Genomic DNA, 17532 nt, shown 5'->3' with positions numbered 1-17532 from the left:
TACACCGTGATCATCACCGTCATCAACCCCAACACCACGTGGGACATGACCGCCGCGATCGAGCTGTCGGCCCTCGCGGTCGCCGGCCCGGACACGGTGATCAGGGCGGTGAGCCCGACGATGGGGCCGGCGTCGATCGAGAGCCACTACGACGAGGCACTTGCGGTTCCCGGGCTGCTCGCCGAGATCGCGGGCGGCGAGGAGCTCGGTTCGGACGGATACGTGATCGCCTGCTTCGGCGACCCTGGCCTCGACGCCGCTCGTGAGCTGGCCGGCGGGCCGGTGGTGGGGATCGCCGAGGCGGCGATGCACGCGGCGAGCTTCCTGGGACGCCGGTTCAGCGTGGTCACCACGCTGGAGCGGACAGTCGGCCGGGCGTGGGACCTCGCGGAGCACTACGGCATGCGGCGGTTCTGCGCGAACGTGCACGCCTGCGACATCCCGGTGCTGGAGCTCGACACCGACCCGTACGCGATCAAGCGGGTCACCGACGCGTGCGCGGCGGCTCTGGAACAGGACGGATCGGATGCGATCGTGCTCGGCTGCGCGGGCATGAGCTCGTGGTGCGGACAGATCGGTGAGGAGATCGGAGCTCCGGTGGTGGACGGTGTGACAGCCGCGGTACTGCAGGTTCAGTCCTTGGTCACGATGGGCCTCTACACCGGCGATCGGGGTGAGTTCGCCCCGCCGCCGCCGAAGCCGTACGCGGGTGTGCTGAGCGACTTCGCGCTGCCGGTGACCGAGTGAGCGAGACCAGGATCCACGCGTCCCGGGTCATCACTCCCGACGGTGAGCGAGCGGCAACGGTCGTGGTGCGGGACGGGATGATCGTCTCGGTCGACGACCCCGGCGCCGGTGACGTGACCATCTCGGACGACCAGGTGCTGATGCCGGGCCTGGTCGACAGCCACGTGCACGTCAACGAACCGGGCCGCACCGAGTGGGAGGGCTTCGCCACCGCGACGGCGGCGGCGTGGGCCGGCGGTGTCACCACGATCGTCGACATGCCGCTCAACAGCATTCCCGCGACCGTCGACCTGTCGGCGCTGCGCACCAAACAGGCGTCGACCCGGGGCAAGCTCGCCGTCGACGTGGCGTTCTGGGGCGGTGCGGTACCGGGCAACGCCGGTGAGCTGCGCGCGCTGCACGACGCGGGTGTGGTCGGGTTCAAGTGCTTCCTGCTGGACTCCGGCGTGCCGGAGTTCCCACCGCTGGACCGCGCGGGGCTCGCCGAGGCGATGGAGGTGATCGCCGGTTTCGGCGGCCTGCTCATCGCGCACGCCGAGGACCCCGAGGTGATCGCGTCGGCACCGGCCGCGCACGGGCGGCGCTACGACGACTTCGTCGCGTCCCGCCCGCCGGGCGCGGAGACGACCGCGATCGAGACGCTGCTGGAGCAGACCAGACGCACGGGCTGCCGCACGCACGTCGTGCACCTGTCCGGGGCCGCCTCGATCCCGCTGGTACGCGCCGCGAAGGACGAGGGCCTGCCGATCACCGCCGAGACCTGCCCGCACTACCTGACACTGCGCGCCGAGGACGTCCCGGACGGCGCGACACAGTTCAAGTGCTGCCCGCCGATCCGCGACGACGTCAACCGCGAGCTGCTCTGGGCCGGGCTGCTGGACGGCACGATCGACTGTGTGGTGTCCGACCACTCCCCCTGCACGGTCGACGCGAAACGACTGGATACCGGCGACTTCGGCGACGCGTGGGGCGGTATCGCCTCGGTGCAGCTGGGTCTGCCGGCCGTGTGGACCGAAGCCGACGAACGGGGTATCCCTCTGACCCGGCTGGCCGAGTGGATGTGCGCGGCGCCCGCGCGGCTCACCGGCCTCGGCGATCGAGGCGTGATCGCCCCCGGTCACCGGGCCGACTTCGCGGTGTTCGCGCCGGACGAGAAGTTCGTGGTCGACCCGGCGAAGCTGCGGCACCGCAACCCGATCAGCCCGTACGCAGACCGCACGCTGCACGGAGTGGTCACCCAGACCTGGCTGGCCGGACGCCCGGTCGATGCTGAGGACCGAGCCGGTCAGATGGTGGAGGTACCCAGGTGAGTCTGGACCCGACGGTGGCGCACCGGCTGGACACGTTGCTCGCCGAGGACGACCGGACCCGGGACCGGCGCTACCCGGGTTTTCCCGCCGACGGGCAACCGGTACATACGGTGTATGTACCGGCCGACCGGTTCGCTCCGGACACCGCCGCGCGGTGGGGTGCGGAGGCGCTGGCCGCCCTGGATGAGCACGGACCGCTGGTCGGCGTCGTCGAGGGCGTCGACGAGCACACCGAGACCCTGGTGCGGGCCAAGCTCGGCGCCGAACCGATCGAGGACCTGCGCATCGACTTCGAGGACGGTTACGGCTCGCCGGACGACTACACCGAGGACACCGCGGCGCGCGCCGCCGCGACCGCGCTGTCGTTGACGACCGAGTCGCTGCCGAGGTGCATCGGTATCCGGATGAAGTCCCTGGAGGGCCCGACCCGGCATCGAGGCGTCCGCACGCTGGACCTGTTCCTGTCGACCCTGCTCGAATCCGCCCGGCTGCCCGAGGGGTTCCGGGTGACGCTGCCGAAGGTGACGTCGGTCGTGCAGGTCGAGGCGATGGTCGAGCTGTGCACCGCACTGGAGCAGGCCTACGGCCTTCCGGAGCTGCGGTTCGAGATCCAGGTGGAGACACCGCAGGCGATCCTCGGCGCCGACGGGACCGCGCTGGTCGCGCCGATGATCCACGCGGCGGCCGGGCGGTGCGTCGGGGTGCACTACGGGACGTACGACTACAGCGCCTCGGTGGAGATCGCCGGCGCCTACCAGAGCATGGAGCACCCGGCGGCCGACTACGCGAAGGCCGTCATGCAGGTCGCCGCCGCGAGCACCGGCGTTCCGGTGTCCGACGGCTCGACGAACGTGCTCCCGGTCGGCCCGGCCGACGAGGTGCACGCGGCGTGGCAGCTGCATGCCCGGCTGGTCCGGCGGTCGCTCGAACGCGGCTTCTACCAGGGCTGGGACATGCATCCGGCGCAGCTGCCGACCCGGTTCGCCGCGACCTTCGCGTTCTTCCGCGCCGGACTGCCCGCCGCGGCCGCGCGGCTGCGGGCCTATCGGGAGCAGACCTCGGTCGGGGTGCTCGACGAGCCCGCCACCGCGAAGGCCCTGACCCGGTTCCTGACCAGGGCCCTCCGCTGCGGCGCGACCACCGAGGAAGAGGTCACGGCCCTCACCGGCCAGCTCACCTCGTGAGTGTTGAGTGTGGCTATAGCCATACTCAACACTCACGAGGTGTTCGCGGCCCAGATGGCGTTGACCAGGATGTCCAGCTCGGTCTCGAAGATCTCCTCCGGCGTGATCGCGCGCAGGTGCGGGGCCAGTGCGCGCAGTCGCGGGGCGCTGTCCTCCGACTCGGCCGCCGCGAGCAACGCGGCGTTGCGTTCGGCGCTGGTCGGGTCGCCGTGCAGCTCGCGGTGGGCCCGTCCGAGCACGATGTCGACGAAGACCAGACAGTGGCGAGCCAGCACCTCGTCGCGCAGGCCGGCGTCGGTCAGGATGTCGAGGATCGTCTCCACGATCGACAGGCCGCCGGGACCGTGGTTGCCGCGCGTCATGACCAGCTCGGCGAACCCCGGATAGCACTTGAGCTGTTCGCGCATGCTGTGCGCCAGGTGCCGTAGCCGCTGCTCCCACGGTCCGGTCAGCGCCTGCTCGGGAATGACGTGCGATTCGGCGATCGCGTTCGCCACGAGATCGAGCAGCGCGTCCTTGCTGGGGATGTGCCGGTACAGCGACATGCGCCCTGCGCCGATCTCGGCGGCGAGGCGGCGGACGGTGAGCGCGTCGATGCCCTCGGCGCGCGCCAGCTCGACGGCGGCGGCGACGATGTCCTCACGCGCGAGGCTGCCCCAGGCGCGACGTGCCTCGGAGGTCCCGTTCGGCCGCGTCACGCCGGTCAGCTTAGGCCCGTCCGACGCCCGCCACCGCCAGCTGATATCCCTGACGGGCGGAGAACTCGGCCCGGAAGGTGAAGCGGTCGCCGCGCACGATGGTCTGGCGCCATTCGACCGGACGGTCCGCCGTCCGTCCGAGTCGTTCGATCAGGAACGCGCCGGTGCGTGGGTCGCAGCCGAGCAAGGAACGCTCCAGAGCGCTCGGCATCGCCGCGTGGATGGTCTCCGAGCCGCCCTCCAGCCGCACGCCCGCGCGGTGTGCCAGCTCGCCGTACAGCGATGTGTGGGTGAAGTCGACGCCCAGCAGCGGCTCGGCGAGGTCCGCCGGTAGCCAGACCCGGTCCAGCGCGAGCGGTTCCGGCCCGGCCAGCCGCAGCCGCTCCAGGTGCACGAGCGGCGTCGACTCCTCCAGCCCCAGCCGTACCGCGACCACGCCGTCGCGGCGCCGGTCCAGCGTGCGCACGATGCTGCGCTGACTGAGCCCGGACGCTTCGACCGAGGCGAACAGGCTGTACAGGGCACCGAGCGGCTGCTGGATCTCCGCCGGCTCGGACACCCTCGGCGCCCGTCCGCGCGCGGCGGTGACCACACCCTCGGTACGCAGCGAGCGCAGCGCCTCGCGCACCGTGTTGCGACTCACCCCGTACTCCTGGCGCAGCGCCATCTCGCCGGGGAACTCCCGCTCGAACTCGCCCTGGGACAACCGGGCCCTCAGGTCCTGCTGCAGCTGCGCCCACAGCGGCAGCGGGTCGTCACGCCGCAATGCGCGAGCCGGCATCCCGGGCACCTCCACCTCTGATCGTCACTGCTCTCAGGTTATCCGTCCCCCCGGCGCTCGCGTTCCGGCGTCGAACGTCCTAATGTAGGTACATATGAACGTCCGGCGGAGAGGAGCCTTTCGGTGAGCCAGACGACTGAGCACATCCTCGATGAGCGTTCGGCGACCGCTCCGGCACTCGGCTGGTTCGAATCCCACTGGCACCAGGGCCGGCTCGTGGCGCCGGGTCTCGTGCTCGCGGTGTTCGTCGCGCTCGCCGCGACACCTCTCGGCAAAGCGGTACCGGTCGTCGGCGCCCCGGTGTTCGGCATCGTCCTCGGTCTGATCCTGGCGGCGGCCGTGAAACCGGGCGACGACCTGCGGCCCGGCCTGACGTTCGCGTCGAAGCCGGTGCTGCAGGCCAGCATCGTGGTGCTCGGCGCGACGTTGTCGCTGCGCGAGGTCGCGCACGTCGGCCTGGCCTCGCTGCCGGTGATGCTCGGGACGCTCGCCGTGGCGCTCCTCGGCGCGTGGGGGCTCGGGCGGCTGCTCGGCGTGCGAGGTGACACCCAGATCCTGATCGGCGTCGGTACCGCGATCTGCGGCGCGTCCGCGATCGCGGCCACGACCGCGGTGCTCAAGCCCCGGCAGACGCAGGTCGCCTACGCGCTCGGCACGATCTTCACGTTCAACATCGCGGCGGTCCTGCTGTTCCCCGTGCTCGGGCACGCGTGGGGGCTGTCGCCGCACTCGTTCGGCACGTGGGCCGGTACCGCGATCAACGACACGTCCTCGGTCGTCGCGGCGGCCTTCTCCTTCTCACCGGACGCCGGACCGTACGCGGTGGTGGTCAAGCTGAGCCGGTCGCTCGCGCTGATCCCGATCGTGATCGTCCTGGCCATCTGGCGCGCCCGCCGCGACGCACTCGCCGCCGGCGACCGTCCGCGCTGGTCACAGATGCCGTGGCGCAAGGTCGTCCCGCTGTTCCTGCTCGGTTTCATCGCGGCGTCGGCACTGGATACGGTGGGTCTGGTCCCGGTCGCCTGGCACGCGACGCTCACGTCCATCGGCACGTTCCTGATCACCACCGCGCTGGCCGGCATCGGCCTGTCGATGCGCGCTGCCGACATCAGGGGCGCGGGCGTCCGCCCCCTCCTGCTGGGCGGCCTCCTCTGGCTACTGGTGGCGTCCAGCAGCCTGGCCCTGCAAGCACTCACCCACACCCTGTGACCATGCCGTGAGTGTTTTGGGTTGCCCTGGCAGCCCAAAACACTCACGGCATGAACCGGGGAGCCGCGTCAGAACGGGGGGTCGTCGTCCACCGAGGGGAGGCGGCTGAGGCGGCTTCGGGAGGCGCCGTTCGTTGTTGCGTCGCCCGTGGACGGAACACGCTGGGGCTCGCCCGCGCTTTCCGACAGGCGCGTCGCCCAGGCCGGGAACGGGAACTCCACCGCCAGCGGGACCGGGATCTCCGGCTGGGAGACGAACATCGTGCCCGGTCTGGCCAAGGTGGCCCTGCCTCGTTGGGACGGCGGGAGGAAGCCGTACTCGGGGCGGCCGGCCTCCGCGGGGTCCAGGCGGCCCACGACCTTGATCGACGAGTTGGACACGATGCGCCGCTCCACCTCGCTGGCGGTCTGTTGCGCGCCGATCAGGATGATGCCCAGCGAACGCCCGCGCTCGGCGATGTCCAGCAGCACCTCCTTGATCGGGCTGCTGCCCTCACGGGGCGCGTACTTGTTCAGCTCGTCGATCATCGTGAACAGCAGACCGCCGGGGCCCGCTGCTTCCTTGCGCGCGGTCTCGGCGGCCAGCACGACACCGACGACGAACCGTTGCGCGCGTTCCGGCAGGTTGTGCAGGTCGACGACCGTCACCTGCTGCCCTTCGGTGCTGACCCGACGCCCCGGACTGTCGGTCAGATCGCCCCGGATGATGGAGCGCAGCGGCGTGAGGCTGGAGCGCAGCCTGCGCAGGAACGCATTGATCGTCCCGGTGCCGGTGACCGGACCGGCCCACGGGGCGCGCACCGCGTGGTCCTCGTCGGTCAGCTTGTCGGACACGAAACCGACCAGGTCCTGATACGTGCGCAGCAGCCTGCCCTCGATGCTGACCGCGCCGTCCAGACCGGCGGCCATCGCGTCGTGACGCAGCCGGGTGGTCACCTGGTGGATCACCGACGTGTACTGGTTGCGTTCGTCCTCGGCGTCGGCGAACGCGAACGGCAGCAGCTCGTCGGCGCAGAACTCGCGCAGCGTCCACCAGAACGGGCTGATCCCGCTGGTGCGGCCGGTGACGTGCGGACGGCCGGTCGGATCGTCGGGCGTGGGCGGCGCGAAGAAGCCCGCCGAGGCGAACGGTTCGGCGGGCAACCCGAGCCTCGCGTAGGCACCCTGCAGCTCCGGGCCGGACTCGGCGTCGGTCAGCCGTCGGTTGGTGTGGTCGAGGAACAGCAGGTCTTCGCCCTTGACGCTGAAGATCAGTGCCTTGGCGTTGACCGCCCGGTTGCCGAGCACACCGCTGCGGAAGATCGAGTACAGCAGGAACAGCGCGAAGCTCGTCTTGGTCGCCACGCCGGAGATGCCGCTGATCGACACGTGCCCGCCGCGGGTGCCGTCGAGGAACTCCAGGTTCAGGTAGATCGGCTCGCCGTCCCGCCCGAGACCGACCGGGACCTTGCTGTCCATCCGGTCGAAGTACAGCGCCTGCGCCCGCTCGTCCCCGGTCGCCCGGTGCACCGGCACGCCAGGGCGCGGCGGCACGTAGCACTCCGGGTCGACGCGGGTGGTGGTGATCTCGGCGATCTCCTGGACCTGTGCGGGCAGCACACCCTCGTTGATCAGGAACACGTCGGAGCCGAAGCTGGCGCCCTCCGTCCGGGCGGTGACCTGGGTGACGATCCCCGAGGTCAGCACCGGCCCGACACCCGGCACCGCGCGGACCGTCACGACGACGTCGTCCAGCTGCAGGTACGAGTCCTGCCCGAGCGCCACGTTGAACAGCAGCGGCGTCGAGTCCTCGGTACCGGCCACCAGCCCGACCGGTGGTGGGCGCTGTGTCCCGTTCTCCGTCACGGTCGCATTGCTACCACGCGTACCCACCGACGCCGCGGCCAGGCGGGGTTCTCGATTCGTCCGGGGCCGAACCGTTCCGAACCTAGCCTCGACGACATGGTCACCACATCGATCGATCGCAGCACGGAAGCCGAGGCGTTCCTCGACGCGCGCCAGTACACCGCGCCGGACATCGTGTCCGCATGTGAGGGATGGACCGCGCACGATGTCACCGCGCACCTCGCCGCGGCCGCCGCCGAGGTCACCCGGCATCTGCGGCCCTACCTCGCGGGCGAGGAGGTTCCGAGGACCCGCACGTTCGAGGAACGCGAACCGCCGTTCCGGGCGCTCGACGACACCACCCTGTGCCGACGCCTCGACGCCGAGGAAGCCACGATGCGCACGGTGATCGCGCAGGTCCTGGCGGACGACCCGGACGCGGTCATCCCGTGGACCGGACGTCGGATGGTCGTGGCGAAGTTCCTGCCGCACCTGCGCAACGAGTTCGCCGTCCACCGGTGGGACTTCGTCGGCGACGACGACACCGGCACCGAGCTGCTGGCCCAGCCCGAGCTCACCGAACACGCGGTCGGTGTCCTCGGGGAGATCCTGCTGCGCCTCGGCCGGACCCACGACCCGGACCCCGACCAGGACTTCGCCGTCGCCCTACGCTCCGAGAACGCTCCGGACGTGCGGGTCGTGGTGGAATCCGGACGCGCCAGCCTGCACCTGAGCGGCCGGCGGGCCGACGAACCTTCCATCGAGCTGGACGCGGCTGCCCGGACGCTGTTCATCTGGGGCCGCCGCCCCGACCGACGCGGCCGCATCCGCAGTCACGTCACCCAACCCGTGCTCCGGCGGCTGGACGCCTTGCTGTCCGGCTACTGACCGAGGAACTTGATCACGCGGTCGACCACGGCCGGGTCCTCGCGGAAGCACCAGTGGCCGGCGTTGCGCACGATCTCGACCTCGGAGTTCGGCAGCGCCGAGCCGAACCGGTACGCCTCCCTGATGTTCAGGTAGGGGTCACCGTCACCCCACAGCACGAGCGCCGGGCAGCGCACCTCGTCGAGGGTGTTGCCGGCCGCGCCGAGCACCCCGGCGTCCGCCGAGCGGTACAGCCCGAGGATGGCGCGCCGTGTGCCTGAATCGAGGTAGCGGGTCGCGTCGTCGAGGAACTCGTCGGACATCGGCCCGGGACGTGGGCTCGACAGGTGCGTCAGCAGCTTCAACGTCGGACGGCGCATGCCGATGGTCGCCAGCTCGCCGAGCACCGGGGTGCGCCAGGCCCGCGCGAGCCAGTGCCAGCGATAGTGCGGGTTCAGCGCGACCGCGTCGATCACGACCAGCCGTTCGACCTGTTCGGGCCGCAGCGCGGCGGCGGCGAGCGCGACGGCGCCCCAGTCGTGCACGACCAGCCGGTAGCGCTCGAGGCCCAGGTCATCGATCAGCGCGGTGAACCACATCTTGAGCGTCGCGAAGTCGACCCGCCCCGGCCGTCCAGAGCGACCGAAGCCCGGCATGTCCGGCGCGATGACCCGGCCCAGCTCGCCGGCCCGGTCGAGGAACGGCGCCCACTCGTCCAGAGAGTCCGGCACGCCGTGCACGAAGATCACCGGCGGTCCGTCGCCCCGGTCCGCCAGGGCCGTGCGAACTCCCGCCACGTCTCGATACTCGACCTGCTGCACCGCCATCGAGGCGCCTCCCGTCACTTTCTTCCGGCACCGAAATCTACCGGCACGCGCCTGGGGTCTCGATCTCGGTGTTTCCGGGGTGATCTGGCGTCCCCGCTGGCTTTCCGGAGTGATCGGGGCGTCCCCGCTGGCTTTCAGTGTCTTGGCGTGGCCGCCCGCTCTCAACCCCCGGCTGACGCCGGCCTCGCGCGGGCTCCTGGTTGCACTGCCTCAGGGGCGAGGTTTCAGGGTTGACAGCGGGCGGCCACGCCAAGTGCTTAGCCAGGATCGCGGGGAAGGGGCAGGTGTGCGTGCATGCCGTGCGGGGTGGCGGGCCGATCGCGCTTTCTTTGCGCATCGGGCTGCGCCCTCGCGCGATCGCGTAGTCCCAGGAGTCTCTGTGATCACTTTCGTCACGCCTCGCAGAGCTACGTGTTGCGTCGCAGATGTTGGAACATGTGCGACGCAACCTGTAGCTCTGCGAAGTCGCCCCGAGCGTTACGCATGTGACAGATGGGGTGATCTTGGACCTTGAGCACGTGCACAAACGGGGCGCGGCGCAGCCGTGACCAACACAAGCGCCGCACAACTCCCCCATCCCCGCGATACTGGCCGGCACTTGGCGTGGCCGCCCGCTGTCAACCCTGAAACCTCGCCCCCGAACCCGCGCAACCAGGAACGAGCGCGAGGCCGGCGCCAGCCGGGGGTTGATAGCGGGCGGCCACGCCAAGCACACTCGATGGCCAGCGGGGATACGACTGCACCCACCCCGAGCACACTGAAAGCCAGCGGGGATAGCGACCTCACCCAGCAGCGGCGGACACCTCAGCCAACAGGAAGCTCGGTTCAGCCAACTCACGCGCAGCAGCGGCGGAGGCGACAGCCTCGGCCACCTTCTCCACATCGGTGTCATGAACGAGAGCAATCGCGGACCCACCGAAACCGCCACCGACCAGCCGCGCCCCCAACGCTCCTGCCTCCAACGAAGCATCCACAGCGGTGTCCAGTTCGACACAGCTGATCTCGTAGTCGTCGCGCAGCGACGCGTGCGAGGCGTTCAGCAACGGTCCCAGCTCGAGCAGCCGATCCTCGGCGAGCAGCCGCGCCGCCGTGCCGGCCCGCGCGGTCTCGCTGATCGCGTGGCGGACCCGTCGCAGCAGCTCGGGCGAGTCCTCCCCCAGCTCGACCAGTCGGGCCAGGGTCACCTCGACCGAGAACGCCTGGCGCAGCGTCCGCATGCCCAGCAGCTGGGCCGCGCGGTCCACCGAGGCACGCCGCTGCGCGTACTGGCCGTCGACCAGCTGGTGCGGCGCGTTCGTGTTGATGACCAGGATCTCCAGGTGGTGGCGCTCCAGCGGGAGCGGGACCTGCTGCATCTCCTCGCTGTCACAGTCCAGCCGCAGGCAGTAGCCGGCGCGGGCGTGCAACGCCACGGCCTGGTCCAGGCCGCCGGTCATGGCCAGCGCGATCTCGTTCTCCGCGCGCATGCAGGCCTTGACCAGCGCTGATCGCCGCTCCGAGCCGGGCTCGCCGGAACCGCCGCCGTGCAGGTCGGCGAGGGCGACCGCCAGCGCGCACTCCAGTGCCGCCGAGCTGGACAGGCCCGCGCCGAGCGGAACCTCCGAGTACACCGCCACGTCCGCGCCGCCGAACTCGGCCGGCAGCAGACCCTCCTGCCGCATCGCCCACACCACACCGGCCGGATAGGCCGCCCAGCCGTCGGGCCGGCCGGGGGCGATGTGGTCGATATGGCCGTACCAGGGTGCGTTGAGCTGGCCGGACGCCACCTGCAGGATCCCGTCGGTGCGCGACCGCACCGCCGCCCAGGTGCGCTCCCCCAGCGCGAACGGCACGCAGATTCCGCCGACGTAATCGACGTGTTCGCCGATCAGGTTGACGCGCCCCGGGGCGGACCACACCCCGTCCGGCGCGCCACCGTAGGTGGACTCGAACAGCTCGATGCACCGCTGTTCGGTCTGCCGCGAGGGCGGCGGGTACCAGTGTGCCCGAGTCATCCGCAGATCAAATCAGTTCTCGGCCACATCACGCAGCCGGTGCGCAATCTGTTCCGGAGTGGTGTCGTTGATCCAGGCGCCCATCCCGGACTCGGAACCGGCCAGGAACTTCATCCGCCCCGGCGCCCGCATCAGCGAGAAGAGCTGCAGGTGCAGGCGCCCCAGCTCGCGGTACTCACCGACCGGGGCCTGGTGCCAGGCGGCGATGTACGGGGTGCGATCGACGCCGGGAAAGAACCGGTCGATCCTGCGCAGCAGGTCGAGGTACACGTGTGCCAGCTCACCGCGCTCGGAGTCGGTCAGCTCGGCCAGGTCCGCGACGTCGCGGTGCGGCGCCAGGTGCACCTCCAGCGGCCAGCGGGCCGCCATCGGCACGTACGCGCTCCAGTGCTCGCCGGACAGGACCATCCGCACCGACTGCTCACGTTCCGTCGCGAGCACGTCGGCCAGCAGCGAGTTGCCGGTCGCCGAGCGGTGTGCCCGCGCCTGCCTGACCAGCGCCTGGGTGCGGGCCGGGAGGAACGGATACGCGTAGATCTGGCCGTGCGGGTGACTCAGGGTCACCCCGATCTCCTCGCCCCGGTTCTCGAACGGGACCACCTGTCGGGTGCCGGGCAGCGTGGACAGCTCGGCGGTGCGGTCGGCCCACGCCTCGATGATCGTGCGCGCGCGGCCCGGGTCGAGCGTGGCGAAGCTGGCGTCGGGGTCGCTGGTGAAACAGACGACCTCGCAGCGGCCCTGACCACCCGAGAACGTCGGGAAGCGGTTCTCGAACACCACCACGTCGTAGTCGGACGCCGGGATCTCGGTGGGCGGCCGGCCCGGCACCGTCGGCGCCAGGGGATTCTCGTTCGCGGGCGGGAGATACGTACGGTTCATCCGGTGCGCGGCGATCGCCACGTACTCACCGGTCAGCACATCGAGCCGGATCTCCGAGCGGGTCTCCATCGGCGGAAGTTCACGGATGTCGGCTTCTGTTCGGATCGCCGTACCGGACAGATACGGCTCACGGTCGTCGAAGTAGATCAGCTCCCGGCCGTCGGCGAGACGGATCGAGGTTCTGCGGACCGACCCCGTGCTCACGCCCGCACCACGATCAGCTCGCCCACCAGGCTCTCCAGCTCATGGCGCGCACCCGCCGCAAGACCGTCGTCCGTGATCAGCACATCCACCTCGGTCAGCTCGGCGATCGTCTGCAGGCCCACGACACCCCACTTCGTGTGGTCGGCGACCACCATGATCTGGCGGGACGCGGCGATGAACGCCTGGTTCGCCTGGGTCTCCAGCTGGTTGGGGCAGGTCAGCCCGGCCGGCACCGCCATCCCGTGCACGCCGAGGATCAGCAGGTCCAGGTGGAAGCCCTGCAGCGCGGACGCCGCCATCGGGCCGCCGAGTGCGTCGGACGGGGTGCGCGCGCCGCCGGTCAGCAGCACCGTCTGTTCCAGCCTGCGGTTCGTGTGCAGCTCGTCGGACACCGGCAGCGAGTTGGTCACGACGGTCAGGTCCGGGATGTCCAGCAGCTCGGTCGCCACCAGGTGCGTCGTGGTCCCGGCGGACATCCCGAGCGAGCTACCCGGTGCGACCAGCTGGGCCGCGGCCTTGGCGATGGCCTGCTTGGCGGCCACCTGCTGGGTGGCCTTCGTGGCGAAGGCCGGCTCGTGCACGCTGGCCATCCGGGCCTGCGCGGCGCCGCCGTGAACCCGCTCGACCAGGCCTTTCGATGCCAGCTCCGCGATGTCCCTGCGCAGGGTCATGTCGGAGACCGCCAGGTCCTCGACCAGGTCGGCGATCTTCACCGCGCCGGATCGTGCCACCTCGTCCAGAATGCGCTGTTGACGCTGCCTGGCAAGCATCACCGCGCCCACCGGGACAGGTGGGAACGGGGGTACCGCGGAAGCGTCATACCCACATCATGTGACAGCTGCGCAATCAAAGTCAAACATGAATCAACATCGGAACACAGCAATAATGTTGAGTATTGTTGACTTTGGCGTAACCGTCCACGATGCTGCTCACAACTCCCATACATCTTTGTTGCTCGTGCAAAGGAGCACCCATGAGACCGTCGCGTCTCGCCGTGGCGACCTGCGCAGTAGGTCTGTCGACGCTGCTGGCCACCGGCTGTTCGAGCGGCCAGCAGGCCGAGTCCGGGCCGCAGGGCGCGGCACCGGTCACCGGCAACATCACCCTCGCCTACCTGCAGAAACAGGGCGACCAGCAGTACTTCATCGACGAGGCGGCGGGTGCCGTGGCCGAGGCCAAGGCGCTGTCGACCCCGCAGTCCACGGTGACCGTCAAGATCGTGAACCTCGGTCAGGACGCCAACAAGGCCGTCACCGAGACCGACTCGGCCGCCGCGCAGAAGGTCAACGGCATCGCCATCGTCGTGCCGGACCAGAAGATCGGCCCGCAGGTCGCGGCCGCCGCCAACAACGCGAACATCCCGCTCGTCGCCTCCGACGACACCCTCAAGAACAACGCGGGCCAGGACGTGCCGTTCGTCGGGTTCGACGGCTACGACATGGGCTCGAAGGTCGGCGCCGAGACGGCCAAGCGGGTCAGCGCCAAGGGCTGGAACAGCGCCGAGACGGGCGTCATCTACGCCTCCAAGCAGGACCTCTCGGTGTGTGGTGACCGCGTCCGGGGTGAGAAGGAGCAGTACACCCAGAACGGCGGCATCGGCAACGCCATCTCGGTGGGCACCGACAACAGCGTCAACGGCGCGCAGAGCACCGCGTCCGGTGTGATCACCGGCCACCCCGAGGTCAAGAACTGGGTGGTCATGGGCTGCAACGACGAGAACGTGTCCGGCGTGATCCAGGCGCTGACCAACGCGAACGTGCCGGCGTCCAACATCGTCGGGGTCGGGCTCGGCGCCTACATCGCGTGCAAGTCCTGGGCTGTCGGCGCTGTGCCGGACGGCTTCGTCTCGGCGCTCTACATCGACGGCCACGACGTGGGCGCCTCGGCGGTCCGCACGCTGGTCACGAAGCTGCGCACCGGCGCGGCCCTGCCCGCCAAGACCATCGCGCGCACGCAGATCGTCGACAACGTGACCGCGAAGTCGACGTCGCTGAAGTGCACCTGACCGCGAGATGACCGATACGACGACCCGGACCGGGCCCGCCGCGCTGCGGATGGATTCGGTCAGCAAGCAGTACGGCACGGTGGCTGCGCTGCGTGAGGTGAGCGTGGAGTTCCGCGCCGGCGAGGTGACCGCCCTGATGGGCGAGAACGGCGCCGGCAAGTCCACGCTGCTGAAGGTGCTGATCGCGGCGACACCGATCGACGCGGGCGCCGTCGTGCTGGACGGCGAGCAGGTTCGGTTCGCCGATCCGACCGCGTCCCGCGCAGCCGGGGTCCGGGTCGTCGCGCAGGAACCGGAGATCATCGCGCACGTCAACGTCGCGGAGAACATCTTCGTCGGGGCGCTGCCCGCGAAGCGGCGGCTGTTCCGGCGCAGCGAGCTGGTCGCCCGTGCAACCGAGCTGATCACCCGCTACGGGTTCAGCCAGGTGCTGCACCCGGAGACGCTCGGCTCGCGGCTCACCCCGGCGCAGCGCCAGCTCGTGGAGATCCTGCGCGCGCTGACCGACCAGCCGAAGGTCATCGCGTTCGACGAGCCGACCTCCTCGCTGTCGGACAACGAGGTCGAGCTGCTGTTCACCCTGATCAGGCGGCTGCGGGAGCAGGGAGTCGCGGTGATCTACGTGAGCCACCGGCTCAAGGAGGTCTTCGCGCTCGCCGACCAGGTGGTCGTGCTGCGCGACGGCGGCCACGTGGGCACCCGCTCCACCGAGGGCCTCACCGAGACCGAGCTGATCAGGATGATGGTCGGCAGGGACCTGTCGAGCCTGTTCCACGACGAGGTCTCCCGCGCCGAGCCCGGCGGGGTGGTCCTCGCCGTCGACGGTGTGACCTCGGCCGACGTGCACGACATCAGCTTCGACGTCCGCGCCGGCGAGATCGTCGGGCTGGCCGGTCTGATCGGCGCCGGACGGTCCGAGCTGGTCAGGGCGTTGGTCGGCGCCGAGCCGATCACCGGTGGCACGGTCACCTTCCAGGGTGAGCGGCGCCGGTTCCGCTCGCCGCGCGACGCGGTGCGCGCCGGGATCGGCCTCGCGCCCGAGGAGCGCAAGGCCGAGGCGCTGTTCCTGCAGCGCAGCGTCCGGGAGAACACCGCGGCCGCGATCTACGACCGGATCCGCAGCTTCCGGGTGATCAACCGCAAACGTGAGCGGGAGATCGTCGGCCAGTACCTGGAGCGGCTGCGGGTGCGCACGCCGAGCCAGGAACACGCGGTCGGCAACCTGTCCGGCGGCAACCAGCAGAAGGTCGTGCTCGCCCGCTGGCTGGCCCGCAACCCCGCGCTACTGATCCTGGACGAACCGACCAGAGGCGTGGACGTGGGCGCCAAGTCCGAGATCTACGCGATCATCCGCGAGCTGGCGGCCGCCGGCATCGCGATCCTGATGGTCTCCTCCGAGCTGCCCGAGGTGCTCGGGCTGGCCGACCGAATCCTGGTCATGCAGAACGGCCGGATCACCGGCGAGCTGCCCAGGGCGGAGGCGTCCGAAGAGGGCGTCCTGGCTCTGGCCATGGCCGACGACCTGTCCGACGTGGTGGTCGGTCTCGACAACGATGGAGCGGTAACCCGATGACCGAGCGAGACACCGTGACCGCGCCGCAGACGCAGGAACCGGCCGAGCCCAAGACCGGCTCCGGAACGGCGGTCGCGAAGACACTCGGCCTGTTCAGCAACGCCGACCGGGTGCAGAACCTGATCCTGCTCGCCGTCATCGTGATCATCGCGGCGTTCGTGACCTCACGCCAGCCCGCGTTCCTGACCTGGAACAACCTGAGCGTCGCGGTCACCGGAACGATCATCCTGTTCGGCCTGACCGGCCTCGTCGAGCTACTGGTGATCATCGTCGGCGGTCTGGACATCTCGGTCGGTTCGATCGTCGGGCTCAGCTCGGTGACCGGAGCGCTGATCTGGACCCACACCGGCCAGAGCGGCGGGCTCGCTGTGCTGGGCGCGCTCGGCGTCGGGTTGCTGTGCGGCCTTGCCAACGGCCTGCTGATCATTTACGGCCGGGTGAACCCGTTCATCGCCACGCTGGCCACGCTGGCCGCGTTCAAGGGCATCGGCCAGGTGATCTCCGACGGCGGCGCGATCGGCAGCGGCTTCTCGTCCAACCCGATCTTCATCTTCCTGCAGCGAGGCTCCATCGCCGGCCTGCCGACCCAGCTGTTCATCCTGGTCATCGTCGCGCTGGCGCTCGCCTTCCTGCTGCGCTACACCGACATCGGCCGCAACGTCTACGCAATCGGCGGCAACCCCACGGCGGCGAGGCTCGCCGGTGTCAGCATCAACCGCTACGTGCTGGCGGTGTACCTGGTGGTCGGTTTCGTCGCCGCGATCGCGGGCGTCATCCTGATGGCGAGGCAGGGCTTCGGCCAGCAGACCGGTTCGGTGGACGGCCTGGAGCTCAAGGCCGTGACCGTCGCCGCGCTGGGCGGAGCGTCGCTGCGCGGCGGCCGGGGCGGCGTCCTGGGTGCCGTGCTGGCGATCGTGCTGCTCGGCTTCCTGGAGAACGGCATGAACGTCCTGAACATCAACACGTTCTGGCAGAACGTCGCCCAGGGCACCCTCCTGCTGATCGCGGTCATAGCCCAGCAGCGCCGACGCAAGGACAGGGCGATCGGCATCCCGGACTAGTTGGGCCTGTTCCCGCCTTGCTTTCATGGTCAGCACGGTGTGGTGGCTGATTTTCCGCGCGAGATCAGCCACCAGGCCGTGGTGATCATGGAAACGGGCGACGCCGCGCACTCTGTGGTCACATCGCGCTCTGCAGTCGGTGGGAGGCGGCGCAGCCGTGACCGCACTTGGCGCCGCAGAGCTCCCCCGTCCCCGCGATCCTGGCCTGCACTTGGCGTGGCCGGGTGGGGTCAACCCTGAAACCTCGCCCCCGAACATCGGACAGCCGCGCAGGCGGGCGAGGCCGGCGTCAGCCGGGGGTTGACGCCGCCCGACCACGCCAAGACACTCGATGGCCAGCGGGGACAGACACCCCCGCAACCTCTACGAT

General features: G+C 70.2%; 15 protein-coding genes. 8 read left to right on the top strand and 7 right to left on the bottom strand.

The annotated features are described in order from the left end of the window. The first annotated feature begins 6 nt into the window (after positions 1-6). From G406_RS0132775 to G406_RS51430, 3 genes are read left to right on the top strand one after another with little or no spacing between them, the layout of a single operon-like run. Positions 7-747 carry an aspartate/glutamate racemase family protein gene (locus G406_RS0132775; protein ID WP_028937069.1) on the top strand — a complete coding sequence of 247 codons (741 nt, stop codon included), beginning with the start codon at positions 7-9 and terminating at the stop codon, positions 745-747. After that, positions 744-2057, top strand: a complete 1314-nt coding sequence (gene allB / locus G406_RS0132770) for an allantoinase AllB (RefSeq protein WP_028937068.1) — start codon at positions 744-746, stop codon at positions 2055-2057. The genes G406_RS0132775 and allB overlap by 4 nt, the downstream gene beginning before the upstream one ends. Then, a complete protein-coding gene (locus G406_RS51430) occupies positions 2054-3241 on the top strand; it encodes a DUF6986 family protein (protein WP_037079976.1) in 1188 nt (395 codons plus the stop codon). The genes allB and G406_RS51430 overlap by 4 nt, the downstream gene beginning before the upstream one ends. 32 nt (positions 3242-3273) lie before the next feature. On the opposite strand, the gene G406_RS59160 is transcribed toward G406_RS51430, so the two are convergent. Both G406_RS59160 and G406_RS0132755 read right to left on the bottom strand, forming a co-directional pair. Continuing rightward, on the bottom strand, positions 3274-3939 hold the full coding sequence (locus G406_RS59160) for a TetR/AcrR family transcriptional regulator (protein WP_028937067.1): 666 nt from the start codon (positions 3937-3939) through the stop codon (positions 3274-3276). Between the two features lie 10 nt (positions 3940-3949). Next, positions 3950-4720, bottom strand: a complete 771-nt coding sequence (locus tag G406_RS0132755) for a GntR family transcriptional regulator (protein ID WP_028937066.1) — start codon at positions 4718-4720, stop codon at positions 3950-3952. Between the two features lie 123 nt (positions 4721-4843). Here G406_RS0132755 and G406_RS0132750 point away from each other — a divergent pair, with 123 nt between their 5' ends. Continuing rightward, positions 4844-5929, top strand: coding sequence for a YeiH family protein (locus G406_RS0132750; RefSeq protein ID WP_245607293.1), 1086 nt, complete (start codon positions 4844-4846; stop codon positions 5927-5929). Between the two features lie 68 nt (positions 5930-5997). Here the strand turns inward: G406_RS0132750 and G406_RS0132745 are convergent, their stop codons facing one another. Continuing rightward, the gene (locus G406_RS0132745) at positions 5998-7773 is read right to left on the bottom strand and encodes an ATP-binding protein (protein WP_037079523.1); all 1776 of its coding nucleotides are present in this window, start codon (positions 7771-7773) and stop codon (positions 5998-6000) included. A gap of 96 nt (positions 7774-7869) precedes the next feature. On the opposite strand from G406_RS0132745, the gene G406_RS51425 reads away from it, so the two are divergent. Continuing rightward, positions 7870-8640 carry a maleylpyruvate isomerase N-terminal domain-containing protein gene (locus G406_RS51425; protein WP_051342992.1) on the top strand — a complete coding sequence of 257 codons (771 nt, stop codon included), beginning with the start codon at positions 7870-7872 and terminating at the stop codon, positions 8638-8640. Here the strand turns inward: G406_RS51425 and G406_RS54790 are convergent. The 4 genes from G406_RS54790 to G406_RS0132720 all read right to left on the bottom strand — a co-directional run bounded on the left by G406_RS54790 (position 8634) and on the right by G406_RS0132720 (position 13293). After that, positions 8634-9446: an alpha/beta fold hydrolase gene (locus tag G406_RS54790; protein ID WP_051342991.1), complete on the bottom strand. Its 813-nt coding sequence runs from the start codon at positions 9444-9446 to the stop codon at positions 8634-8636. The genes G406_RS51425 and G406_RS54790 overlap by 7 nt on opposite strands. A gap of 782 nt (positions 9447-10228) precedes the next feature. After that, positions 10229-11440 (bottom strand): galactokinase, encoded by a 1212-nt coding sequence (galK, locus tag G406_RS0132730; RefSeq protein ID WP_028937063.1) that lies wholly within the window; start codon positions 11438-11440, stop codon positions 10229-10231. A 12-nt stretch (positions 11441-11452) separates the two neighbouring features. Beyond that, entirely contained in the window at positions 11453-12523 is a 1071-nt protein-coding gene (galT, locus tag G406_RS0132725; protein WP_028937062.1) for a galactose-1-phosphate uridylyltransferase, read from the bottom strand. Continuing rightward, entirely contained in the window at positions 12520-13293 is a 774-nt protein-coding gene (locus G406_RS0132720; protein WP_028937061.1) for a DeoR/GlpR family DNA-binding transcription regulator, read from the bottom strand. Before G406_RS0132720 ends, galT begins: the two co-directional genes overlap by 4 nt. Before the next feature lie 203 nt (positions 13294-13496). On the opposite strand from G406_RS0132720, the gene G406_RS0132715 reads away from it, so the two are divergent. Genes G406_RS0132715 through G406_RS0132705 form a run of 3 tightly spaced genes read left to right on the top strand, consistent with a single transcriptional unit; the run spans position 13497 to position 17162 of the window. Then, positions 13497-14528 (top strand): substrate-binding domain-containing protein, encoded by a 1032-nt coding sequence (locus tag G406_RS0132715; RefSeq protein WP_028937060.1) that lies wholly within the window; start codon positions 13497-13499, stop codon positions 14526-14528. Positions 14529-14535: 7 nt separating this feature from the next. Continuing rightward, positions 14536-16101: a sugar ABC transporter ATP-binding protein gene (locus G406_RS51415; protein ID WP_051342990.1), complete on the top strand. Its 1566-nt coding sequence runs from the start codon at positions 14536-14538 to the stop codon at positions 16099-16101. Then, positions 16098-17162 carry an ABC transporter permease gene (locus G406_RS0132705; RefSeq protein ID WP_084216528.1) on the top strand — a complete coding sequence of 355 codons (1065 nt, stop codon included), beginning with the start codon at positions 16098-16100 and terminating at the stop codon, positions 17160-17162. Before G406_RS51415 ends, G406_RS0132705 begins: the two co-directional genes overlap by 4 nt. The last annotated feature ends 370 nt before the right edge of the window (positions 17163-17532 follow it).

The sequence above is a fragment of the Actinospineispora spinosispora DSM 44797 genome (assembly GCF_000429025.1).
GTDB classification, from domain to species: domain Bacteria; phylum Actinomycetota; class Actinomycetes; order Mycobacteriales; family Pseudonocardiaceae; genus Pseudonocardia; species Pseudonocardia spinosispora.
Note: the sequence above shows the minus strand (reverse complement) of the source record. Positions and strands in the feature narration are given on the sequence as shown.